Here is a 21,890-nt window from a genome sequence, read left to right as displayed (position 1 = left end):
CCCCCGCCGCCGGTCCCGCCTACTTGATGCAGGCGAGGTTCACGGCAAGGCCACCCCAGTCGGTAGCCTGGTTGTTGTCGACCTGTACCTGCAGCTTGTCGCCATGCGTAACCGTCCCGGCCAGCGCCTCCTTGCTGCAGTTCTGCAGGCCATTGGTGATCTTGCAGCTCAGGTTGCTGACCTGTGCGAGCACCACCGAAGCCCCGGAACCGGTCACCTTGTGCACCGAAATGTCCAGCGTGCCCTGCACCTTGCCCAGCGTGCTCGCCGTAAGCGTGACGCGCGTGCAATCGTAGGGGATCACGACCCCGAAGTCCGACGGCAACGCTACCGCCCCGCCCGCGCCGGTCATGGCATAGCGGCCGCGGCTGAGCGTATCCGGCACGTTGAAGTTGCCGTTGTAGACGGTGCCGTTTGCCATGGTCACACCCGTCGTCGGCCACTTGCCGCCCTGCTTCGGCCCGTACATCGTCCACGTGGTGGTATCGAAATAGAAGTCGCCGTCCACGCCGATGTCGTCGGTCGGTGCGCCGCTGCCGTACAGGACATGGCCGCCATTGCCGACCGTGGTGCCACCGGTACCGCCCGTGCCACCGCTGCCGCCTGGCTGGCTGACCAGCGAGACGCCGGCCGGCCAGACACCGTCAGCCTTTGGCCCGTACAGCGTCCAGGTGCTGGTGTCGAGGTAGTAGTCGCCGTTGTTGCCGAGGCTGTTCGCCGGCGCGCCGGTTCCCGACAGCACCGTGCCGCCGCTGGGTGGCGGCGTGCCGGTGGCGCTGCCGAGCGGCACACCCGCCGGCCACGTGCCGTTGGCCTTGGGGCCGAACAGCGTCGAGGTCGAGGTGTTGATGTAGTAATCGCCGTTGTTGCCGACGCTGTCGGTCGGATCGACCGAGCCGGACAGGATGGTGCTCCCCGCCGCACCGGTATTGCCGCCGGGACCCGCCAGCGAAACCCCTGCCGGCCACACGCCATTGGCCTTGGGCCCGAACATCATCCACGTCACGGTGTTCAGGTAATAGTCCCCGTCCTTGCCGATCTCGGGCCCGGGATCGGTGGTGCCGGACAGCATGGCACTGGTGGACGCCGCGGCCGGAGCGGGCGTAGTCGGCGTGGTGGTCGTGCCTGGCGACGTGCCAGTCGAAGTGCCGGGCGACGTGCCTGTCGAAGTGCCCGGGCTCGCGGCGGCGCTGGTAGACGGGGAGTCGCCCCCTCCGCCACCGCCGCAGCCGGCGAGCGTGATGACAAGGCAGGCGAATGGCACGGCGGCCAGCTTGATGTGGGCGTTTTTCATGGGCTCCCCTTCCTCGGACTCTGCGGTCGTAAAGGTCGACGGCTGCGAAGGCGCCATCGATGAACCCAATCTAGTTGGCGGGAATGGAATGGAAAATCGGCTCGAAGGATGACCCACCAGAACGATGCAATGCCTTTGCGTGCGGGTGGCCTTGCACTGCGTCAGCGCTTGCGCCAGGTGTTCGCCGCCACCGCGCGAAGCGAGGAATGAGCGGCGCCACGTTCGCGCGGGAAACCCGCAAGACCTTGCGTGGCAAGGCGCGTCGGCCATCCACATGCCGCTGGCGGCGCGCTGCGGTCGCTAGCCAGGCATGCAAGGCTGACGTTGGAAAAAAGTTCAGGTTCTCCGGAAAATCCCGCCCTACCAGCGGCAAGCCAGCCCCTTGAGAACAGCAGGAAAAAAGTATGTATCCGGGTTGAAACGCGAAGCCGGCTACCCGTGAACAGGGCCAGACTGGTGAATCCAGGATCAGGCTCCGGAACGCCTGGACGGCTTCCGACCGGCTCCGGCACGAATGCCCGCCGCGATGAAGGTCACCAGGTATTCCGACTTGCGCGACACATCGCCGGCCTTGGCCTTGCCGCCGGAAATGCGTTCGATACGGCTGTCGAACACGCTCATCACAAGAGACCCAACGGCAAACAGATAGGCCCAGTACGCATAGCCGGAAGTGTTGCCGGGCAGGGCCTTGCGGATCGCCTCGACGAATTCCATGGCAAAGGGGTCGAAGTAGTCGGCAACAATGCCACGCTCCGCTGCCTTCGGATCGGACGCCTCTCGCGCGACCAGCTTGGCGTAGGCGATACCGGCCTCGGTGTCCTGTATCCGCATGACCGGCTGCACGAAGGCGCGCACAAGATGCTCGACCGGATCCTCGCCGCTTCGGCAAGGCTCGCGCAGCGCCGCCAGCCTTGCCTCGAACAGGGTCTTGCGCCGTTCAAAGAGCGCGCGGTACAGGTTGCGCTTGGTCTCGAAGTGGTAAACGATCAACGGCAAGCCCACTTCCGCCGCCGCGGCGATATCCCGCATCGACACGCCGTCGAAGCCGCCTTCGGCAAAGAGGCGCTCGGCTGCATCCAGCACGCGTTCGCGCTTGCTCGCTTCCGCGATGGGCGGCGCCTGCACTGCCTTGCGTGCCCGGCCCTGCGTCGGCGCTGTCGATTTCCGCGCTGCCCTGCCTTCCATACTGCCTCCGCGATAAAGACGCGCCATTGTAGCCAACCTTGCTGTGGCCCCTTGCCGGTCCGCGTTTACCCTAGTACAGCGCTGGACTGTACGAGCGTACAGTCCGCTCTGTCGATACACTGAACGCTCGTACAGTCAGTGTGCGTAGCAAGCGCCTCGCCGGCAGCGGCCGGGAGATATCCGGACCGACCCTCGATGGCCGCCGAGCTCCCCGCCCCCCTTGTTTGCTGTTTCTCCGCAAAGGATCTGCCACCATGACACGCCGCTTCGTCGACCTCTCGATCTACCTCGAAAACGATGTCGTCTCCGACCCGCCCGGCTATGGCCCCCAGATCGAGTACCTGTCGCATCGTTCCACCGCCGAGCAGGTCACGGCGTTCTTCCCCGGGCTGAAGGCTGCCGATTTGCCGGATGGCGAGGGATGGGCGATCGAGCGCGTCCGGCTCAATACCCACAATGGCACGCACCTGGATGCGCCCTATCACTTCCACAGCACCATGAACGAGTCATTGGGGCAGCGCGAGCGCGCCATCACCATCGACGAGGTGCCGCTGGAGTGGTGCTTCCAGCCCGGCGTGAAGATGGACTTCACCGGGTTCGACGACGGCTATGTGGTCACCGCCGGCGACGTCGAGGCCGAACTTGCCCGCATCGGGCACGCGCTCAGGCCACTGGAAATCGTGGTGGTCAATACCCGCGCGGGCAGCCGCTACGGCCACTCCGACTATGTCTCGAGCGGCTGTGGCATGGGCCTGGATGCGACCATGTACCTGCTCGAGCGCGGCGTGCGCCTGACCGGCACCGACGCATGGAGCTGGGATGCGCCGTTCGTGCACACGGCCGGCCGGTATGCCGCCACCAGGGACGCGTCGCTGATCTGGGAAGGACACAAGGCGGGGCGCAACATCGGCTATTGCCACCTGGAAAAGCTGCACAACCTGGAGAGCCTGCCGCCCGATGGCTTCTACATCTCCTGCTTCCCCCACAAGATCCGGGGCGCTTCGGCCGGGTGGACCCGCGCTGTCGCCATTTTCGACGATGCGCTGCATGCGGGCTGATACCACGATGGAACTGAACCACACCCATGATGCTTCGCGCAGAAGCTGGCTGGATTCCGCCAACGCCGCCGGCTGCGATTTTCCGCTGCAGAACCTGCCGCTCTGCATATTCCGGCGACAAGGCAGCGCCGAAGCCTGGCGTGGCGGCGTGGCGATCGGCGACCAGATCGTCGACCTGGCTGCCTTGCACGGATCCGGCTGCCTGCGGGACCTTGCCGCGCAGGCGGCGCACGCCGCCGTGGCGCCGACCCTGAATGCACTGATGGAGCTCGGCCCGGGCGCGTGGCAAGCCTTGCGCCACGGACTTTTCGCGCTGCTGGCGGCGACCAGTCCGGATGCACCGCACGCACGCCGGACGCTGGTGCCGCAGGCCGCGGCCGAATTCGCGGTACCGGTACGGATCGGCGACTACACGGACTTCTATACTTCGCTCGACCATGCGGTGAACTGCAGCCGCCAGCTCGGCCTCGAGGTGACCCCCAACTTCGACTGGCTGCCGGTGGCCTATCACGGCAGGGTATCGTCCATCGGCGTCAGCGGCCAGCAGGTCTTTCGCCCGAGCGGGCAATACCGCCTGGATGCGGATGGCGTGCCCGCGTATGGTCCCTGCCAGCGGCTCGACTACGAACTGGAAGTGGGCGCCGTGATCGGCACCGGCAACGAACGTGGCAGGCCCATCCCGCTGGCCAACGCGCAGCAGCACATCTTCGGCCTGTGCCTGCTCAATGACTGGTCGGCGCGCGACATCCAGGCCTGGGAAATGCAACCGCTTGGGCCCTTCCTTGCCAAGAACTTCGCCACCACGTTGTCGCCCTGGCTGGTCACGCTGGAAGCCCTGCTGCCTTACCGTACGACCTGGACGCGCGCGCCCGGGCGGCCACAGCCGCTCGACTACCTGCGTGCCGAAGACAACGCCGCCACCGGCGCCTTCGATATCCGGCTGGAGGTCTCCCTGCTCAGCGCGCGCCAGCTGGCACAGGGGCTGCAGCCGCGCACGCTGAGCCAGACCAGCTTCCGGCACCAGTACTGGACGCTCGGCCAGATGATTGCCCACCATACCAGCGGCGGCTGCAACCTGCAGCCAGGCGACCTGCTGGGCAGCGGCACGATCTCCGGGCCGACGCGTGGCGAGGCGGGCGCGCTGATCGAGCTGACCGCATCCGGGACGCAACCCGCAGACATCGGCCACGGCGAACAACGGGGCTTCCTCGAGGATGGCGATACCGTCGTGTTCCGTGGCTGGTGCGAGCGGGAGGGCTTCGTGCGGATCGGCTTCGGCGTCAACCACGGCACCGTGCTGCCGGCCCCGGTGCCCGACTGACAGTATCCGCAGCGTTGGACCAGGTTAATGGAACGGGTCGCAGCACCAGCATCGGCGCTGGCAGCGCTGGACCGACGAGGAGACAGACATGCAGATCGATTGGGATGTCGAGATCACGATGGACGATGGCGTGGTGCTTCGCGCCGACGTCTATCGCCCGGACGAGGCCGGACGCTACCCTGCCTTGATGTCGTACGGACCCTATGGCAAGGGCCTGTCGTTCGCCGAGGGCTACCCCGCCCAGTGGCAGTCGCTGACGACCGAGCATCCGGAAATCCTGAGGGGCAGCAGCGGCAAGTATGCGAACTGGGAAACCGCGGACCCGGAGCGATGGGTGCCATTTGGCTACGTCTGCATCCGCGTGGACTCGCGCGGCGCCGGCCGCTCGCCGGGCGTGATCGATTGCTTTTCCCCGCGCGAGGCGCAGGACTTCCACGATTGCATCGAATGGGCAGCACAGCAAGCGTGGAGCAACGGCAAGATCGGCCTGGCCGGTGTTTCCTACTACGGCGCCACCCAGTGGCTGGCGGCGGCCAGACGTCCGCCACACCTGGCCGCGATCTGCCCGTTCGAGGGCTTCTCCGACTACTATCGCGACGCCTGCCGGCATGGCGGCATCCTTAACACCTTCATGCTGAGCTGGTATCCGAAGCAGGTGGAAAACGTGCAGAACGGCCTGGGAAGCCGCGGACGGGTGAACGCCAACACCGGCGTGCCGATCTCCGGGCCGGCAGAGCTCAGTGACGAAGCGCTGCGCGCCAATCGCGTGGATATCAGCACCGCGCAGCTCAACGCCGAACTCATCACCGATCGCTACTTCGAGGGCCGCCGCGCAGACCTGGCTGCAATCGAGGTACCGGTGCTGTCCTGCGGCAACTGGGGCGGCCATGGCCTGCACCTGCGGGGCAACGTCCAGGGCTTCCTGCAGGCCGGGTCGAAACAGAAGTGGCTCGAGTTGCACGGCCGCGAGCATTGGACGGAGTTCTATACGGACTATGGCGTGGCGCTGCAGAAGCGGTTCTTCGACCATTTCCTGAAGGGCGAGGACAACGGCTGGGATCGGCAGCCGCCGATCACGATGCAGGTGCGCCACGTGGACCGCTTCCAGGAGCGCCATGAGCATGAGTGGCCACTGGCGCGCACCGCATGGACACCCATGTATCTCGATGCCGCCGACCACGGGCTGCGGCCGCAGCCGGCCGCGACGGCTTCGCAGCTCGCTTTTGACGGCCTAGCGGGCAAGGCCAGCTTCAGCACCGCGCCCTTCGAGCAAGACACCGAGGTGACCGGCCCGCTGGCTGCCACGCTGTGGATTTCCAGTACAGCCGCGGACGCCGACTTGTTCCTGACGGTACGGGCTTTCGCACCGGACGGCAGCGAGCATCTGATCGTCGGGGCGGTCGAACCCAACGCACCGCTGGCGCAAGGCTGGCTCAGGGCATCGCACCGGAAGCTGGACCCGCAAGCGTCCACGCCGTACCAGCCCGTGCATTCGCACCAGGAGGTGCAGTTGCTCGAGCCGAACCAGGTCTACGCGCTGGAGGTCGAGATCTGGCCCATGTGCTTCGTCTTCCCCAAGGGCTACCGGCTGGTGCTGACCGTCGGCGGTTCGGACTTCGAGCACGACCTGCCCGGGCCCTATCCCCAGATCTATGGCAAATCGATGCGCGGCTCATCGGTGCTGCTGCACGATCACCCCGAGGATCGGACGGCCGAACGATTCGCCGGCCAGACCACGGTTCATACCGGCGGCAAGTACGCGTCATTCCTGCTGCTGCCCGTCATTCCGCCGGCATGCTGAGGGAGACCCGACATGAGCACCACGCGTAGAAATTTTCTCGCCCGCGCCGCCGGCGCGGTGGCCGCGGCCGGTCTGCTGCCATGGCGCGCCGCCGTCGCGCAACCGGCGTGGCCTGCCAAGCCCGTCAAACTGATCAACATGGGGCCTCCGGGCTCCCCGCCGGATACGTACGCGCGGATCTACGCTGCCAGGCTTGCGCAAACCCTTGGGGTTCCGGTCGTCGTCGACAACCGGCCCGGGGCAGGCGCGAACCTCGCGTCGGATGCCGTCGCCAAGGCGGCTCCGGACGGCTACACGCTGCTGTACACCGTATCGAGCGCGTTCACGATCAATCCGTTCCTCTATCGAAAACTGCCATTCGATCCGGACAAGGACCTCAGGCCCGTGTCGCCGCTGCTGGCCCAGGGCTCCTTCATGGTGGTGAACAACGATCTTCCGGTGAAGTCGCTCCACGAACTCGTCGCCTATGCCAAAGCCCATCCCGGCCAACTCGCCTACGCATCCTATGGCATCGGCGGATTCGCCCACCTGATCATGGAACTGCTGTCGCAGGCGGCGCAGGTCCAGATGCTGCACGTGCCCTACAAGGCGGGAGCCATGACCGACCTCATCGCCGGACAAGTCCAGTTGATGGTCGAGCCGGCAGCTTCCGCAATTCCGATGATCCGGGCGCGCAAGGTGCGGGCCATCGCTTTCACCGGACCGAGGCGCCACGCCCAGTTCCCTGCATTGCCGACTGTCGCCGAAACCTACCCCGATGTCGCCAGCTTTGGCTGGCATGGCGTGTGGGCGCCTGCAGGCGTACCCGCAGAAATCGTCCAGCGCCTCAACGCGGAACTGACGCGTATCACGGGTTCTCCCGAGGTCGCGACGAAGATCCGCGAGCTGGGTAGCGAACCACTCTCCGCCACCACGGAAGGGATGCAGGCCATGCTGCGGGCCGAGGCAAGGAAATGGAGCGCCCTGATCCGCGCAAAGGGCATCTCGCTGGACTGAGTGATGGACATGCTCGAGCACGAGACCGCCGGCATCAGCACAACGGCGAGGCCGCCATCTCACGTCATATCCAAATTCTTCGAAAGGAGCCATCGTGCTTGAGTACTTTCCCGGCAACTACGTCTGGAACCTGTCCGCGAACCTGGCTCTCTCCATGGGCGCGCACATCGGCGAGGTCGATGCCATTTGCCGCCAGCTCGTAGAAGCTTCCAGGCGCGGCGACGACGAGGGCACGGAGGCCTTCTTCCGGGCCTGGTGCGAACAGGCGGACCGGCTGGTCGACCTGGCAAGCGAGGAACTCGCCGCCAACCGCCGCCTGAGCGCTGGCGCCAAGCACCGCCGGGCCGCCGTCTACTACCTGACCGCCGAGCGCATGCAGCACCGCGACCATGCCCCACGCAAGCTTGCATACCGCAAGATGCTCGACAGCTTTGCGAAGTTCGTCGACCTGCATGACGAGAACTGCGAGCGGGTCGAGATCGCCTGCCAGGGCAAGGCGCTCGCCGGGCTGTTCGTCCGGGCATGGCGCCCGCACGGCGGCCCGTCGCCTTGCCTGGCGCTGTTCAATGGCCTCGACAGCACCAAGGAGATGATCTATGGCTGCGGCATCCAGCAGGCGCTGGCAAGGCGCGGCATTTCCAGCATCGCCGTCGACCAGCCTGGCGTCGGCGAAGCGCTGCGCCTGCACGGGCTGACAGCCGTGGTCGAGGCCGAGACCTGGGCCGGTGCCGTGATGGACTATCTCGAAACGCGCGATGACGTCGACGCCGGCTCGACCGGCATCGCCGCCTGGTCGCTGGGCGGCTACTATGCGCCGCGTGCGGCGGCGCTGGAGAAGCGCTACAAGCTATGCGTCGCCTGGGGCGCCATCTACGACTGGGGTGAACTGCAGCGCCGCCGGCTGGCCCGCGAAGGCGACCGGCCCGTTCCGCACTACTGGGATCACGTTCAGTGGGTCTGGGGCAAGAGTTCGATCGACGAGTTCATGGCGCTGGCCGCGCGGGTCACGCTGGAGCCGGTGATCGCGCAGATCACGGTGCCATTCTTGATTGTGCACGGCGCCAACGACCGCCAGATTCCGATCGCGGACGCACGCCGCCAGTATGAAGGCGCCATCAACAGCCCGAAGCGGGAACTGAAGATCCTCACTTCGCGCGAGGGCGGCGTCGAGCACTGCAGCGCGGACAACCAGGCCAATGCCACGGACTACATCGCCGACTGGGTCGCCGAAACCTTCGCGCAGCTCGGTGCGCCGGCAACGCGCACATGAGGCGGCGCTCCAGCCACTTGCCTTTCGTTGTGCCGCTCCGAGGGGCATGTCTGCCCTGAAGGAGCGCCTGGCCGCGCGGCCGGAGGAAGGGGTCCACTTTTGCGGTGAATTCAAAAGTATTTGACCGATACGAGGCTTACTCAACAAATATAAAGCGCGCAAACTTCGGTCTGTTGATGAACGCCCGGGACCTGCGGCCACGTAGCCGGCGGGCCGTGCCCTTCCTGATCGAGGTTCTCCAATGAGTCTACTGTTCAAGCCCTTCACCCTGGGCGAGCGCCAGCTCGCCAACCGGATCGCCATGGCCCCGCTGACCCGTTCCCGGAATCCGGACGGGGTGCCCAACGACCTCAACGCGCTCTATTACAGCCAGCGCGCCGACGCCGGCCTGATCGTGACCGAAGGCACGGTGATCTCTCCCAGCGCGCAGGGCTTCCTGTTCAACCCTGGCCTTTACACGCCGCAGCAGGTGCAAGGCTGGCGCAAGGTCACGGACGCCGTCCATGCCAAGGGCGGCACCATCTTCACGCAGCTCTGGCATGTCGGCCGCGTGAGCCATGTGTCGATCCAGCCCGGCGGCATCCAGCCGGTCAGCGCCACCAGCCAGGTCGCGCAAGACACCAAGGCGTGGGGCTATACCGCCGACGGCACGCCGGGTGCGGTCGATGCCTCCGCGCCGCGCGCACTGACGACCGGCGAGGTCTATGGCGTGATCGCCGATTTTGCCGAGGCGGCCGCCAATGCGGTCGAGGCCGGCTTCGACGGGGTCGAGCTGCACGGCGCCAATGGCTACCTGATCGAGCAGTTCCTGAACCCGACCGTGAACGACCGCACCGATGAATTCCGCGGCGACACGCTGGCAAGCCGCACCCGCTTCGCACTGGCCGCCATCGACGCGGTAGCGGCGCGCATCGGTGCGCATCGCACCGCCATCCGGCTGTCGCCCTATGGCGGCCTCGGCGACATGGGCCACTACGCCGATCTCGAGGAGACCTACCTCCATCTCGCCGATGAGTTGTCGCGGCGCAATATTGCGTACGTGCACCTGATGGACCAGAGCACGCGCGGCAGCTCGGCCATGCCGGATGATTTCCTGGCCAAATTCCGCCGCCGCTTCCAGGGCGTGCTGATCCTTGCGGGTGGCATGACGCGCGCGCGCGCCGAGGACCTGATCGCCGCCGGCGTCATCGACATGGCGGCATTCGGCGAGCCGTTCATTGCCAACCCCGACCTCGTCGCACGGCTGCAGAACGACTGGCCGCTGGCCGCGTCGAACCGCGCGCTCCACTACGGTGGCGGTGCCGAGGGCTACACCGACTATCCCGCCTACGACGGCCGGGCCGCGGCCTGAGCGGGTTGCCACGATGAAATCCAATACCGCTCTGCTTGCGCTGGCCATCGGTGCCTTCGGCATCGGCACCACCGAGTTCGCGCCGATGGGCTTGCTTCCCGTGATCGCCGAAGGCGTCGACGTCAGCATCCCCACGGCGGGGATGCTGATTACCGCGTATGCGATTGGCGTGATGGTCGGCGCGCCGGTGATGACCTTGCTGTTCAGCCGCTTCGGCAAGCGCGCCGCACTGATGGCGCTGATGGCGATCTTCACCATCGGCAACCTGCTGTCGGCGCTCGCGCCGGGATACGCAACGCTGCTTGCGTCGCGCCTGGTCACCAGCCTGAACCACGGCGCCTTCTTCGGGCTCGGTGCCGTGGTGGCGGCAAGCGTGGTGCCAAAGGACAAGCAGGCCAGCGCCGTGGCCACCATGTTCATGGGGCTGACCATCGCCAACATTGGCGGCGTGCCGGCGGCAACCTGGATCGGGCAGCAGGTCGGCTGGCGCCTGGCGTTCGCCGGCACCGCTGTGCTGGGACTGGTCGCCATCGTCGCGCTCTGGCTGGCGCTGCCGCAAGGCGAGCGTGGCACGCCGCCGGATGTGCGCCGGGAACTGGCCGTGCTCACCCGTCCCAATGTGTTGCTGGCGCTGGCGACAACGGTGCTGGGCGCCGGAGCGATGTTCACGCTCTACACCTACATCGCGCCGGTGCTGGCCGAGCTCACTGGCGCTTCCGGCAGCTTTGTCACCTTCGCGCTGGTGCTGATCGGCGTGGGCTTCACCATCGGCAACCATGTGGGCGGCCGGCTTGCGGACTGGTCGCTCGATGGCGCGACCAGGATCGTGCTGTCGGCGCTGGCCGTCATCATGCTGGTGCTGCCTTTCGCCTTCGCCCACCACGTCACCGCGGCGCTTGGGCTGTTGCTGTGGGGCGCAGCGACCTTCGCCGTGGTGCCGCCGGTGCAGATGCGGGTGATGGAAGCCGCGGCGGAAGCGCCGGGACTGGCCTCGTCGATCAACGTCGGCGCCTTCAACCTCGGCAATGCCCTCGGCGCCGCGCTGGGCGGCGGGGTCATCAGCCTGGGGCTCGGCTATCGCGCCGTGCCCATCGCTGGCGGCCTGCTGGCCGCGGCGGGATTGCTGCTGGTCTGGCGCGGCAGGGCCAGCCGGCGTGCGCTTGCTGCTTCGTAAAGGCCGCTGCTCACAAGAGAAAACACACAGAAAAGACAACGCCCAGAAAAAACGCCGGCCATCCCCGATGGCCGGCACCAAGCTCACAGCAGATGGAGAAATGCGGCCCCGCCGCGCATCGCCGCCGCCGGACAGCGCGAGCGCGGGGCCAGCCTCAATTTGCATCAGCGCGATGGCGTCGCCTTCGTCCAGCCGGACTCGTCCGTTCGGGGTATGCGGGGCGCCGGCGGGTGGCTCTAGTGTTTCCCTTCCCAATGACTTTGATGAAGGAGGAGACATGGCCAAGGCCGAGAATCTGGTGACGTCGATCCAGGTAGAAATCGAGGCGCCGGCAGCGCTGGTGTGGGAAGTGCTGACCGACTTTGCGCGCTACGGCGAATGGAACACGTTCTGTCCCGGGCTTGAGACCACCGGGCGGCTCGGCGACATGGTGCACATGCAGGTGCGCATTCCCGGCACCGACCAGGTGATCCCGGTCAACGAGTACCTGGTGGCGTGGGAACCGGAGCGGCTGCTGTCGTGGGAGCAGCGCCCGACCGACGACAACAAGGACGCCGCGCGGCGCGACCAGTACCTGGAAGCGATCGGCCCCGGACGCAGCCGCTACTTCACTACCGACCTGTTCCTGGGCCTGAACGCCGAGACCATCATGCGCGAGCACGGTGCCTGGGTGAAGCAGGGCTTCGACCAGGTGGCACGCGACGTCAAGGCGCGCGCCGAAGCGCTGCAAGCGCAGCGGCAGGCCAGCCGCAACTGAGCAAGCGGCGCGTGGCCGGCCCGGAGCCAGGGCCGGCCGATACTTACAGCGTTACTGCGGCGGGCGCTGGCTCAGCACCACCAGCGCCGCGGCGCCGCGGCTGCGCACGCAGGCGTCGTCGCAGCGCTCCAGCACGGCTTCGGCGGAGTGCAGTGTCACCGTCGGCCGATCGTCCTGGCCGGCATCCATCGCCAGCCCCCAGGCCACGCCCATGACGGCGCCAGCCCCGACCAGGCCTGCCGCCCAACGAAATCCGAGCCGCTTCATCGCTGTCTCCTCCGCTTGCCCTGCATTTTTCCGGGCTATTGAGAGCATCGTAGTCAGCGCCACGCCGGAGCTCTTCGTCCGAGCAGACTAAGGGGTATCCCGCATCAGCGCGGGGCCGGAAGTGGCGTCGGATCGACAGGAAGCGCGCGCGGCGGACGGCGTCGCACGGCCCTGGTACAACCGGGCCAGCGCCGCGGCGCTGCCGGATAGCCCGGCCGGCGCCAGGTGCATGGCATGCGCGCCCAGCAGGCCCCACAGGTGCGCCACCAGCAGGCCGGCCAGATCCGGGGTGGGCAACAGCATCGCGAACGTGACGCGCAGCGATTCGACACCGCGCAGCACGCGCTCGCGCAGCGGACACAGCTCGCAGGCCTCGCCGCACTTGTGCTGCAGCAGCGCGGCAATCAGGCTGACATGGCGCGCGAGCTCGTCGCCGTGCAGGAAGGCCTGCAATGCCTGCGTCAATGCGTCCGGGCCGGCGCCACCCTGCGCCAGCGGCGCGAGCCGCGCGGCGAAGTCGGCTTCGGCGCAGGACAGCAGCGCGCCCAGCAGTTCGGCGCGGGAACGGAAATGCCCGTAGACGGCGCCGCGCGTCATGCCGATGGCACGCGCCACGTCGTCGACGGTGACGCAGTGCAGGCCGCGGTGGCGGATCAGCTGCTGCGCGCTGGCGAGGATGCGCGCGCGCGTGACGGCGGCATCCTCGCGGGTGTGGCGGGCCATCGGCGCGGGGCGCTTAGACGAAATGGACGTCGTCCGGGCCCCAGTGGGCGCGCATGCTGCGGATGCGGCCGTCGTCGCCGAAGCTCATGATGTCGGTCACGTCGATGCGCGCCGGCCGCCCTTCCAGCCGCGCATGCACGGCGAAGGTCAGCGCGGCGGCGTTGCCGTGCGAACCGCGCGGCGGCGCCACCACCTCCAGCCGCGCGCCGAGCGCGGTGGCGTGCTGGTAGAACGCGAGGATGGCGGGCTTGCCGGCGATGGGCTGCGCGCCGACGGGATCTTCCACGGTGGCGTCGTCGGCATAGAGCGCGGCAACGCCCTGCGCGTCGCCGGCATTGAAGTGCTCGACATAGGCGAGCAGCGTCGCCTTCATCGCGGCGCTGTCGGGAGGGGAATCGGGGTCCTGGGACATGGGATGCTCCTGGTCGTGGGTTTCAGCGTGCGGTGTAGCCGCCGTCGATCACCAGCTCGGCGCCGGTGACGTAGCGTCCCGCGTCGGACACGAGGTACAGGATGCCTGACGCGATGTCGCGCGGCTGCCCCACCTTGCCCGCGGGCGTAAGGCCGCCCAGGTAGTCGAACAGCCCCTCCCCCTGCCCCGAGACCTGGGCCACGTGTTCCAGCATCGGCGTGCGGATAAAGCCCGGATGGATCGAATTGGCCCGAATGTTCTTGCCGGCGTACAGCAGCGCGTCGGTCTTGGCCATCATCCGCACCGCCGCCTTCGACGCGTGGTAAGGCGGCACGTCCGGCCCGCCGGCGATGCCGTACATCGACGACACATTGACGATGGCGCCGCCGCCGGCGCGTTCCATATGCGCGATGGCGTGCTTGGTGCACAGGAAGGTGCCGGTCACGTTCACCGCCATCACCTGCTGCCATTGCTCCAGCGCCAGTTCATGGGTGGGCGCATTGGGTCCTTCGATGCCGGCGTTGTTCACCAGGATGCTGAGGCCGCCGAAGCGCCCGGCGATCTCGGTGAACACGCGCGCCACCTCGTCTTCGCGGGTGACGTCGAGCTTCCAGAACGCGGCCTCGCCGCCGGCCGCGCAGATCGCTTCGGCCGTGGCCTTGCCGTCTGCTTCCAGCACGTCGAGCACGGCCACCCTGGCACCGGCGGCCGCGAGCATGCGCGCGGTCTCGGCGCCGATGCCGCGCGCGGCACCGGTGATGGCCGCCACCTTGCCGCGCAGGCCGAACAGGTCATACGGGTATTCCATGATGTCTCCTTGGTATTTATCGTGTGGGCGGAGGCAATTATGCCGCGCCGCCCGGGGCGGTATCGGCCAGGAAGCCCAGGCATTCGCGGTTGAAATACGCCGCATGCTCGACCATCACCCAATGGCCGCAACGATTGATCATGACAAAGCGCGCATCGGCGCAGCCGCTCAGGAACTTCGCCGCGCCCGAGGCGGGATTGAACTGGTCCTCGGTGCCCCAGAAGCCCAGCACCGGGCAGCGGATCTCGCCCAGCCGCGCGGTCAGGTTGGGCACCTTCATGGTGGCCAGCACCTCGCGCGGCTGCTCGCGGCATACCGCCATGCGCTCGTCGACCAGCGCGTCGGTGACCAGGCTGGCGTCGTGCACCAGCAATTGCAGCAGCTGGCGCATGGTGTCAGGGTTCATGTGGCCGCCGGTGAACAGCGACACCATGCGCTGGATCCCCGCCATCTGGAAATAGGTTTCGCGCTCCTCCACGCCGCCGGGCGCCATCATCACCAGGCGGCTGACATGCTCCGGGTAATCCAGCGCGTACTGCAGCGCGATCGCGCCGCCCAGCGAATTGCCCACCAGCACGCAGCGCGGCAGTTCCAGCGCCAGCAGCTGCTCGCGCAGCGCGGCGACGAAGAAGTCCAGCGTGTACTCGACATCGTCCGGCTTGGACGACAGCCCGTAGCCAGGCAGGTCCACCACCACGGTGCGGAAACCCGCCGCGGCGAACGCCGGCACGTTGTGGCGGAAGTTGCTGTGCCCGCTCGCGCCCGGCCCGCTGCCGTGGATAAAGACCACCGGCTCGCCGGCGCCGGCGTCCAGGCAGTGCAGGCGCAGGCCCGTGGCGGTGGTGATGAAGCGTCCCACCGGCAGGTTGGGGTGGAGCGAAGCTGGCCCGGCGGACGTGGCCGAGGGTGTCGAGGACGTGTGCTGCGAGGTAGCGGACATGAGGGCGTCTCCCTTGGTTTGCCCAGCATCTTGCGCAGCGCCACCGCCGCGGGCATCGTTCATTCGGACTACGAGCCGCCGCGCCACTTCTCCTACGATGGGCGCTCCATGCAAAACGGGGCAAGCCCATGACAGGATTCGATTACACCGGCCAGACCGTGCTGGTCACCGGCGGCATGCGCGGCATCGGCCGCGCCATCAGCGAGGCCTTCCTGCGCGCCGGCGCGCAGGTGTTCGTATGCGGCCGCACCGCGCCCGCCGACGACAGCGAGCTGCCGGCCGCGGATGGCCGCAGCGCCCGCTTCATTGCCGCGGACATCCGCGACCTGGAACAGGCCGACGCCATGCTGGCGCAGATCGCACAGGCCAGCCCGACGCTGGACGTGGTGGTTCACAACGCCGGCGGCGCGCCGTTCGCGCTGGTTGCCGACGCCTCGCCGCGGCTGCTCGAGTCGGTGATCCGGCTCAACCTGGTGGCGCCGCTGCAGCTGGCCCAGCGCTGCAATGCGCGCATGCAGCAGCAGGCCGGCGGCGGCACCCAGCTGTTCGTCGGCAGCGTCAGTGCGCTGCGCCCGTCGCCCGGCACTGCAGCATACGGCGCCGCCAAGGCGGGCATCCTCAATGCGGTGCGCACGCTCGCGGTGGAATGGGCGCCGCGCGTGCGCGTGGCCGCGGTCAGCCCGGGCATGGTGTTGACCGACACCTCGCAGCAGCAGCACTACGGCGATCCGGCGGCCTTGCGCAGCATGGCGGCGACGGTGCCGCTGGGCCGGCTGGCGCTGCCGGACGACATCGCCGCCGCCTGCCTGTTCCTGGCCTCGCCGCAGGCCTCGTACGTGAGCGGTGCCAATCTCGTGATCGATGGCGGCGGCGAGCGGCCGGCCTTTCTCGACGCGGCCTCGATCAATCGCACCTGAGCCGCACCCGAGCCGCTGCCCGTAGGGAAACCGCCTAGTCCGTTCTGCCGATTTGTGCATGGCTCCCCCTCTCTACGCTTCTCGTCCAGGCGAGGGCCGATCGAAGTGCCAGGCAATGAACCAACACCGATTTCACGGGGAGACCACCATGCACCAACCACCACGCGGGCCACAGCAGCGCCGCAACCGGCTGCGGCCCATCGCCGCGGCAGCGGCCCTGACGGCGCTGGCGGCGCTGCTTGCGCAGCCCGCGCAAGCCGGCGACACCATCGACTTCGGCAACGACACCACGCTCGACTACAGCGTCACCGCGTCCTACGGCGCGGCGCTGCGCACCGGCCGCCAGAGCGACGCGCTGCTGAGCCCCGCCAATATCAACGGCGACGACGGCGACCGCAACTTCAAGCGCGGCGACATGACCGCGAACCGCGTCTCGCTGCTGGGCGAGGCGCACCTGAAGCGCGGCGAATTCGGCGCGCTGCTGCGCGGCAGCGTGTTCTACGACTGGGCCTACAGCGGCACCAACTCCAACAACGCGCCGTTCACGGTCAACCACAGCGGGCCGTTCAACCAGTTCACCGAGTCGGCGAAGGACTACCACGAGCACCGCGCACAGCTGCTCGACGCCTATGTCTACGGCGCCACGCCGATCGGCGGCACGAAGCTGAGCTTCAAGCTCGGCAACCAGGTGGTGGCGTGGGGCGAAAGCCTGTTCTTCGCCAACATCGCCGGCGCGCAGGGGCCCGCCGATGCGACCAAGGCCTTCGTGCCCGGCGCCGAGGTCAAGGACATCCTGCTGCCGGTGCCACAGGCCTCGCTGCAGTTGCAAGTGACGCCGACGTTCAGCCTGATGGGCTATTACCAGTTCACCTACAAGCCGAACCAGATGTTCGCCCCGGGCAGCTATTTCAGCACCACCGACGTGGTCGGGCCCGGCGCCGAGTTCATCATCGGGCCCGGCTTCACCATCCCGCGCGGTCCGGATATCCGCCCGTCCGACTGGGGCCAGTGGGGTGTCGGCGCCCGCTTCCGCGTGTTCGAGGATACCGAGATCGGGCTCTACCAGCTGCGCTACCACGACAAGAACCCGAGCGTGGTCACCTCGCTGTTCCCCACGCTGCAGTACCAGCAGAAGTTCTACGGCGGCATCAACCTGACCGGCGCCAGCTTCTCGACGCAGCTGCTGGGCGCCAACGTCGCCGGCGAAGTCAGCTACAAGGACGGCGTGCCGATGCTGGTGGACGTGGCCGGCTCGCCCACCGCCTCGCGCGGCAAGGCGCTGCAGGGCAACCTGTCCGCGATCTATTCGGTGGGGCCGACCTTCCTCGCCGATTCGCAGTCGCTGCTGGGCGAAGTCTCGTACCTGCATGTGCTGGACGTGGATCCGGTCATGGGCTTCAGCAAGCTGTCGAACACGCGCAACTCGGCGGCGTTCCAGGTGGGCTGGTCGCTGACCTACAACAACGTGTTCGACGGCTGGGACGTCACCGTGCCGCTGACCTATGCGCAGCAGTTCAGCGGCAGGTCGGCGGTGGCCGGCGCCTTCGGCACGCTGATGGGCTATAGCGACAAGCGCGCCAGCGTCGGGCTGACCTTCAAGTACCTGAACAACCTGGAACTCAACCTGACCTACGCCGCGTTCATCGGCGGCGCCAACATCGTCAACCGCCCGCTGGCCGACCGCGACTACGTGGCCTTCAACGCCAAGTATTCGTTCTGACCCTCGTCCCGGTCCGCGCCGCCTGCATGGCCGCGCGGACCGCCCTCTTTTCCGCCATGAATGCCGACCTGATCACCACGCTCAGCAACGAACTCCACCAGGCGCTGGTCACGCGCACGCCGGTGCCGCCGCTCAGCGGCCGCGGCCTGGCGCTGGATGTCGGCGCCGCCTACCGCATCCAGCAGGGCTTTGTCGCCCACCGGCTGGCCGCCGGCGACCGCGTCACCGGCAAGAAGATCGGCGTGACCAGCGCCGCCGTGCAGCAGATGCTGGACGTGCACCAGCCCGACTTCGGCATCCTGCTGCAGAGCATGCACTACGCCGCCGGCCAGCCCATTCCCACGGCGTCGCTGATCCAGCCGCGCGCCGAGGGCGAGATCGCCTTCTTCCTGCGGCGCGACCTGCGCGGCCCGGGCGTGACGCGCGACGACGTGCTCGACGCCACCGAGGCGGTGGCGGCCTGCTTCGAGATCGTCGACTCGCGCATCCGCGACTGGCGCATCCGCATCGAGGACACCGTTGCCGACAACGCCTCGTGCGGCGTCTATGTGCTTGGCGACGAGCGCGTGAGCCCGCATGCGCTGGACCTGGCCGCGTGCGCGATGACGCTCGACAAGAACGGCGAATGCGTCGCCACCGGCCTGGGCAGCGCCGCGCTGGGCCACCCCGCCGACGCGGTGGCGTGGCTGGCCAACACGCTCGGCAGCTACGGCATTCCCCTGCTCGCCGGCGAGACCATCCTGTCGGGCTCGCTGGCGGCGCTGATTCCCGTGCAGGCGGGCGACCGCCTGTCCATGCATATCACCGGCATCGGCGGCTGCGCCGCCGTGTTCTCCTGACTGTCTGACCCTGCGATCCCAAACACCATGAACAAGATCCGATGCGCCCTGATCGGTCCCGGCAATATCGGCACCGACCTGCTCTACAAGCTGCGCCGCAGCGACATCCTGGAACCGGTCTGGATGGTCGGCGTGGAGCCGAGCTCCGAAGGCCTGGCGCGCGCGCGCGAGCTGGGGCTGAAGACCACCAGCGACGGCCTCGACGGCCTGCTGCCGCACCTGGAGGCCGACGATATCCGCATCGCCTTCGATGCCACCTCGGCCTACGTCCACGCCGAGCACTCGGCCAGGCTGACCGCGCGCGGCGTGCGCGTGATCGACCTGACGCCGGCGGCGATCGGGCCGTTCTGCGTGCCGCCGGTCAACCTCGAGGCCCATATCGGCAGCAACGAGATGAACGTCAACATGGTCACCTGCGGCGGCCAGGCCACCATCCCGATGGTGTATGCGGTATCGCGCGTGCAGCCGGTGGCGTATGGCGAGATCGTGGCGACGGTGTCGTCGCGCTCGGTCGGCCCCGGCACGCGCCGCAATATCGACGAGTTCACGCGCACCACGGCGGGCGCGATCGAGGCCGTGGGCGGCGCGCGCCAGGGCAAGGCCATCATCGTGATCAACCCGGCCGAGCCGCCGCTGATCATGCGCGACACCATCCACTGCCTGACCGAGGACGCGCCCGACGTCGCCGCGATCACCGCGTCGGTGCACGACATGATCGCCGAGGTCCGCAAGTACGTGCCCGGCTACACGCTGAAGAACGGCCCGGTATTCGACGGCAAGCGCGTCTCGATCTTCCTCGAGGTCGAAGGCCTGGGGGACTACCTGCCGAAGTACGCCGGCAACCTCGACATCATGACCGCCTCGGCCGCCAGGACCGCCGAATGCATCGCCGCCGCCATGCGCGCCGGCAGCCCTGCAACCGCTACCGTATAAGGAGCCAGGCCATGGCCCAACGCATCACCCTGCACGACATGACCCTGCGCGACGGCATGCACCCGAAGCGCCACCAGATCTCGCTGGAGCAGATGAAGAGCATTGCCCGCGGGCTCGATGCCGCCGGCGTGCCGCTGATCGAAGTCACCCACGGCGATGGTCTCGGCGGCGCCTCGGTCAACTACGGCTTCCCCGCGCACAGCGACGAGGAATACCTGCGCGCGGTGCTGGGCGAGCTGAAGCAGGCGCGCGTGTCGGCGCTGCTGCTGCCCGGCATCGGCACCGTCGACCACCTGCGCATGGCGCACGAGATCGGCGTGCAGACCATTCGCGTGGCCACGCACTGCACCGAGGCCGATGTCTCGGAGCAGCATATCGGCATGGCGCGCAAGCTCGGCATGGATACCGTCGGCTTCCTGATGATGGCGCACATGGCGCCGGTGCAGACGCTGGTGCAGCAGGCGCTGCTGATGGAAAGCTACGGCGCCAACTGCCTGTACATCACCGACTCCGCCGGCCACATGCTGCCGCACGATGTCACCGAGAAGCTCACCGCGGTGCGGCAGGCGCTGCGCCCCGAGACCGAACTGGGCTTCCACGGCCATCACAACCTGGCCATGGGCGTGGCCAATTCGCTCGCCGCGATCGCGTGCGGCGCGACCCGCATCGACGCGGCCGCCGCGGGCCTGGGCGCGGGCGCCGGCAATACCCCGATGGAAGTGCTGGTGGCCGTGTGCGAGCGCATGGGCATCGAGACCGGCGTCGACGTATTCCGCATTGCCGACGTCGCCGAGGACCTGGTGGTACCGATCATGGACCACCCCATCCGCATCGACCGCGACGCGCTCACGCTGGGCTATGCCGGCGTGTATTCGTCGTTCCTGCTGTTTGCCAAGCGCGCCGAGGCCAAGTACCGCATCCCCGCGCGCGAGATCCTGGTGGAGCTCGGCCGCCAGCGGCTGGTGGGCGGCCAGGAAGACATGATCGAGGACACCGCGATCACGCTGGCGCGTGCGCGCGGCCTGCCCGTAGCGTAAGGACGCTTTCGATCCGGCCCGGTACGCCGGGCACTGCTTTCATCACCAACAAAGAAAGAGGAGACAGGTACCCATGCTCAGACTTCGTGCCCGCCCGCGGCTTGCCGGCTTCGCCTTTGCCGCCATGGCACTGGCCGTCGCGTCCAGCCCGGCCCACGCCCTCAATATCCTGCTGACCAATGACGATGGCTGCGCCGCGCCCGGCATCGCCGCGGTGCGCAAGGCCTTGCAGGATGCCGGCCACCGCGTCGTCACGGTCGGCCCCGCCACCAACCAGAGCGGCTCGGGCGCGGCTTATGCCGTGCCCGACGGCCGCACCCGGCTGGTGGTGGACCCGCTCGCCGGCAGCGCCGATACCTTCTGCGTGCATCGGGTCAGGTCCACCTTTGTCGCGGGCAGCGCGCTCAACAGCACCAACCCGGACTATATCGGCACCGGCTCGCCGGTCGATGCCACCGCCATCGGCCTGAAGATCGTCGCGCCGGAAAGCGGCCTGACCCCGGACCTGGTGGTCTCGGGCGCCAACTTCGGCGAGAACCTGTCCGATTCGATCCCCCATTCGGGCACGGTGATGAACGTGCTGTACGCCGCGCGCCGCGGCGTGCCCGGCATCGCGCTGAGCGTGGGGGTGGACTTTGCCGAGGCACGCTCGGGCTTTCCCGCCACCATCGCCGCGTTCCCGAAGGCCGGCGCCTTCCTGGCGCGCGTGATCGCCACCCTGGAGTCCACCCGCGCCGCCGGCCAGCCGCTGCTGCCCGTGGCCAACCCGCTCAGCATCAACTATCCGGTTGGCGGGGCCCCGGCCGGCGTGCGCCTGACCGTGCCCGGCACCGTGGATTCCTTTACCACGGCCTACAAGCGCAATGCCGACAACACCGTCTCGATCGACGTGGGCGCGGCGGAGACCGAACTGGCCGCGCTGGCAAAGACCGCCGAGACGCCGGCCTTCCTGGCGAGGTACATCACCATCTCGCCGCTCGATGTCGACTTCCGCCCGACGCCGCTGGCGCGCGGCCTGTTCAACCGCTCGCGTCGCGAGCTGGCCAACCTGGCTCCGTGAGCACCGATACCATGGGCAAGCAACTTC

General features: G+C 68.0%; 21 protein-coding genes. 14 read left to right on the top strand and 7 right to left on the bottom strand.

Annotated elements, in window-relative coordinates; all coding sequences use genetic code 11:
* Positions 1-19: 19 nt before the first annotated feature.
* Positions 20-1,294: a hypothetical protein gene (locus C7416_RS17495; RefSeq protein WP_111520088.1), complete on the bottom strand. Its 1,275-nt coding sequence runs from the start codon at positions 1,292-1,294 to the stop codon at positions 20-22.
* Between the two features lie 468 nt (positions 1,295-1,762).
* Complete coding sequence (locus C7416_RS17490; protein WP_181461255.1) at positions 1,763-2,479, bottom strand: TetR/AcrR family transcriptional regulator; 717 nt, start codon at positions 2,477-2,479, stop codon at positions 1,763-1,765.
* Between the two features lie 254 nt (positions 2,480-2,733).
* Here C7416_RS17490 and C7416_RS17485 point away from each other — a divergent pair, with 254 nt between their 5' ends.
* The 8 genes from C7416_RS17485 to C7416_RS17450 all read left to right on the top strand — a co-directional run bounded on the left by C7416_RS17485 (position 2,734) and on the right by C7416_RS17450 (position 12,207).
* Positions 2,734-3,537 carry a cyclase family protein gene (locus C7416_RS17485; RefSeq protein WP_111520086.1) on the top strand — a complete coding sequence of 268 codons (804 nt, stop codon included), beginning with the start codon at positions 2,734-2,736 and terminating at the stop codon, positions 3,535-3,537.
* Positions 3,538-3,544: 7 nt separating this feature from the next.
* Positions 3,545-4,858: a fumarylacetoacetase gene (gene fahA / locus C7416_RS17480; RefSeq protein WP_111520085.1), complete on the top strand. Its 1,314-nt coding sequence runs from the start codon at positions 3,545-3,547 to the stop codon at positions 4,856-4,858.
* A gap of 88 nt (positions 4,859-4,946) precedes the next feature.
* Positions 4,947-6,659 carry a CocE/NonD family hydrolase gene (locus C7416_RS17475; protein WP_111520084.1) on the top strand — a complete coding sequence of 571 codons (1,713 nt, stop codon included), beginning with the start codon at positions 4,947-4,949 and terminating at the stop codon, positions 6,657-6,659.
* 12 nt (positions 6,660-6,671) lie between these two features.
* The gene (locus C7416_RS17470; RefSeq protein ID WP_111520083.1) at positions 6,672-7,655 is read left to right on the top strand and encodes a Bug family tripartite tricarboxylate transporter substrate binding protein; all 984 of its coding nucleotides are present in this window, start codon (positions 6,672-6,674) and stop codon (positions 7,653-7,655) included.
* A 94-nt stretch (positions 7,656-7,749) separates the two neighbouring features.
* Positions 7,750-8,925, top strand: a complete 1,176-nt coding sequence (locus tag C7416_RS17465) for an alpha/beta hydrolase family protein (RefSeq protein WP_111520082.1) — start codon at positions 7,750-7,752, stop codon at positions 8,923-8,925.
* Positions 8,926-9,166: 241 nt separating this feature from the next.
* Entirely contained in the window at positions 9,167-10,276 is a 1,110-nt protein-coding gene (locus C7416_RS17460) for an alkene reductase (protein ID WP_111520081.1), read from the top strand.
* Positions 10,277-10,289: 13 nt separating this feature from the next.
* A complete protein-coding gene (locus tag C7416_RS17455) occupies positions 10,290-11,450 on the top strand; it encodes an MFS transporter (RefSeq protein ID WP_111520080.1) in 1,161 nt (386 codons plus the stop codon).
* A gap of 277 nt (positions 11,451-11,727) precedes the next feature.
* Positions 11,728-12,207, top strand: a complete 480-nt coding sequence (locus tag C7416_RS17450; RefSeq protein ID WP_111520079.1) for an SRPBCC domain-containing protein — start codon at positions 11,728-11,730, stop codon at positions 12,205-12,207.
* 51 nt (positions 12,208-12,258) lie between these two features.
* Here the strand turns inward: C7416_RS17450 and C7416_RS17445 are convergent, their stop codons facing one another.
* The 5 genes from C7416_RS17445 to C7416_RS17425 all read right to left on the bottom strand — a co-directional run bounded on the left by C7416_RS17445 (position 12,259) and on the right by C7416_RS17425 (position 15,357).
* Positions 12,259-12,474: a hypothetical protein gene (locus C7416_RS17445; RefSeq protein WP_111520078.1), complete on the bottom strand. Its 216-nt coding sequence runs from the start codon at positions 12,472-12,474 to the stop codon at positions 12,259-12,261.
* An 87-nt stretch (positions 12,475-12,561) separates the two neighbouring features.
* Positions 12,562-13,197 carry a TetR/AcrR family transcriptional regulator gene (locus tag C7416_RS17440; protein WP_111520077.1) on the bottom strand — a complete coding sequence of 212 codons (636 nt, stop codon included), beginning with the start codon at positions 13,195-13,197 and terminating at the stop codon, positions 12,562-12,564.
* Positions 13,198-13,210: 13 nt separating this feature from the next.
* Positions 13,211-13,609: a nuclear transport factor 2 family protein gene (locus tag C7416_RS17435; RefSeq protein ID WP_111520076.1), complete on the bottom strand. Its 399-nt coding sequence runs from the start codon at positions 13,607-13,609 to the stop codon at positions 13,211-13,213.
* Positions 13,610-13,631: 22 nt separating this feature from the next.
* Positions 13,632-14,417 (bottom strand): SDR family NAD(P)-dependent oxidoreductase, encoded by a 786-nt coding sequence (locus C7416_RS17430; RefSeq protein WP_111520075.1) that lies wholly within the window; start codon positions 14,415-14,417, stop codon positions 13,632-13,634.
* Positions 14,418-14,454: 37 nt separating this feature from the next.
* Positions 14,455-15,357: an alpha/beta fold hydrolase gene (locus C7416_RS17425; protein ID WP_111520239.1), complete on the bottom strand. Its 903-nt coding sequence runs from the start codon at positions 15,355-15,357 to the stop codon at positions 14,455-14,457.
* 128 nt (positions 15,358-15,485) lie between these two features.
* Here C7416_RS17425 and C7416_RS17420 point away from each other — a divergent pair, with 128 nt between their 5' ends.
* The 6 genes from C7416_RS17420 to surE all read left to right on the top strand — a co-directional run bounded on the left by C7416_RS17420 (position 15,486) and on the right by surE (position 21,863).
* Complete coding sequence (locus C7416_RS17420; RefSeq protein WP_111520074.1) at positions 15,486-16,274, top strand: SDR family oxidoreductase; 789 nt, start codon at positions 15,486-15,488, stop codon at positions 16,272-16,274.
* 148 nt (positions 16,275-16,422) lie between these two features.
* The gene (locus tag C7416_RS17415) at positions 16,423-17,994 is read left to right on the top strand and encodes a DUF1302 domain-containing protein (RefSeq protein ID WP_111520073.1); all 1,572 of its coding nucleotides are present in this window, start codon (positions 16,423-16,425) and stop codon (positions 17,992-17,994) included.
* 56 nt (positions 17,995-18,050) lie between these two features.
* A complete protein-coding gene (gene dmpE, locus C7416_RS17410) occupies positions 18,051-18,833 on the top strand; it encodes a 2-oxopent-4-enoate hydratase (RefSeq protein WP_111520238.1) in 783 nt (260 codons plus the stop codon).
* A 27-nt stretch (positions 18,834-18,860) separates the two neighbouring features.
* On the top strand, positions 18,861-19,766 hold the full coding sequence (locus C7416_RS17405; RefSeq protein WP_111520072.1) for an acetaldehyde dehydrogenase (acetylating): 906 nt from the start codon (positions 18,861-18,863) through the stop codon (positions 19,764-19,766).
* A gap of 11 nt (positions 19,767-19,777) precedes the next feature.
* The gene (gene dmpG / locus C7416_RS17400; protein ID WP_111520071.1) at positions 19,778-20,803 is read left to right on the top strand and encodes a 4-hydroxy-2-oxovalerate aldolase; all 1,026 of its coding nucleotides are present in this window, start codon (positions 19,778-19,780) and stop codon (positions 20,801-20,803) included.
* A gap of 73 nt (positions 20,804-20,876) precedes the next feature.
* The gene (gene surE, locus C7416_RS17395) at positions 20,877-21,863 is read left to right on the top strand and encodes a 5'/3'-nucleotidase SurE (RefSeq protein WP_111520070.1); all 987 of its coding nucleotides are present in this window, start codon (positions 20,877-20,879) and stop codon (positions 21,861-21,863) included.
* The last annotated feature ends 27 nt before the right edge of the window (positions 21,864-21,890 follow it).

Source organism: Cupriavidus phytorum, assembly GCF_003254285.1.
Lineage (GTDB): Bacteria > Pseudomonadota > Gammaproteobacteria > Burkholderiales > Burkholderiaceae > Cupriavidus > Cupriavidus phytorum.
This window is presented reverse-complemented; position numbering and strand designations above follow the sequence as displayed.

Excerpts from the sequence above, each read along its gene's own strand:
- C7416_RS17495 (WP_111520088.1), bottom strand. The coding sequence starts at position 1,294 with ATGAAAAACGCCCACATCAAGCTGGCCGCCGTGCCATTCGCCTGCCTT.
- C7416_RS17490 (WP_181461255.1), bottom strand. The coding sequence starts at position 2,479 with ATGGAAGGCAGGGCAGCGCGGAAATCGACAGCGCCGACGCAGGGCCGG.
- C7416_RS17485 (WP_111520086.1), top strand. The coding sequence starts at position 2,734 with ATGACACGCCGCTTCGTCGACCTCTCGATCTACCTCGAAAACGATGTC.
- fahA (WP_111520085.1), top strand. The coding sequence starts at position 3,545 with ATGGAACTGAACCACACCCATGATGCTTCGCGCAGAAGCTGGCTGGAT.
- C7416_RS17475 (WP_111520084.1), top strand. The coding sequence starts at position 4,947 with ATGCAGATCGATTGGGATGTCGAGATCACGATGGACGATGGCGTGGTG.
- C7416_RS17470 (WP_111520083.1), top strand. The coding sequence starts at position 6,672 with ATGAGCACCACGCGTAGAAATTTTCTCGCCCGCGCCGCCGGCGCGGTG.
- C7416_RS17460 (WP_111520081.1), top strand. The coding sequence starts at position 9,167 with ATGAGTCTACTGTTCAAGCCCTTCACCCTGGGCGAGCGCCAGCTCGCC.
- C7416_RS17455 (WP_111520080.1), top strand. The coding sequence starts at position 10,290 with ATGAAATCCAATACCGCTCTGCTTGCGCTGGCCATCGGTGCCTTCGGC.
- C7416_RS17450 (WP_111520079.1), top strand. The coding sequence starts at position 11,728 with ATGGCCAAGGCCGAGAATCTGGTGACGTCGATCCAGGTAGAAATCGAG.
- C7416_RS17445 (WP_111520078.1), bottom strand. The coding sequence starts at position 12,474 with ATGAAGCGGCTCGGATTTCGTTGGGCGGCAGGCCTGGTCGGGGCTGGC.
- C7416_RS17440 (WP_111520077.1), bottom strand. The coding sequence starts at position 13,197 with ATGGCCCGCCACACCCGCGAGGATGCCGCCGTCACGCGCGCGCGCATC.
- C7416_RS17435 (WP_111520076.1), bottom strand. The coding sequence starts at position 13,609 with ATGTCCCAGGACCCCGATTCCCCTCCCGACAGCGCCGCGATGAAGGCG.
- C7416_RS17430 (WP_111520075.1), bottom strand. The coding sequence starts at position 14,417 with ATGGAATACCCGTATGACCTGTTCGGCCTGCGCGGCAAGGTGGCGGCC.
- C7416_RS17425 (WP_111520239.1), bottom strand. The coding sequence starts at position 15,357 with ATGTCCGCTACCTCGCAGCACACGTCCTCGACACCCTCGGCCACGTCC.
- C7416_RS17420 (WP_111520074.1), top strand. The coding sequence starts at position 15,486 with ATGACAGGATTCGATTACACCGGCCAGACCGTGCTGGTCACCGGCGGC.
- C7416_RS17415 (WP_111520073.1), top strand. The coding sequence starts at position 16,423 with ATGCACCAACCACCACGCGGGCCACAGCAGCGCCGCAACCGGCTGCGG.
- dmpE (WP_111520238.1), top strand. The coding sequence starts at position 18,051 with ATGAATGCCGACCTGATCACCACGCTCAGCAACGAACTCCACCAGGCG.
- C7416_RS17405 (WP_111520072.1), top strand. The coding sequence starts at position 18,861 with ATGAACAAGATCCGATGCGCCCTGATCGGTCCCGGCAATATCGGCACC.
- dmpG (WP_111520071.1), top strand. The coding sequence starts at position 19,778 with ATGGCCCAACGCATCACCCTGCACGACATGACCCTGCGCGACGGCATG.
- surE (WP_111520070.1), top strand. The coding sequence starts at position 20,877 with ATGCTCAGACTTCGTGCCCGCCCGCGGCTTGCCGGCTTCGCCTTTGCC.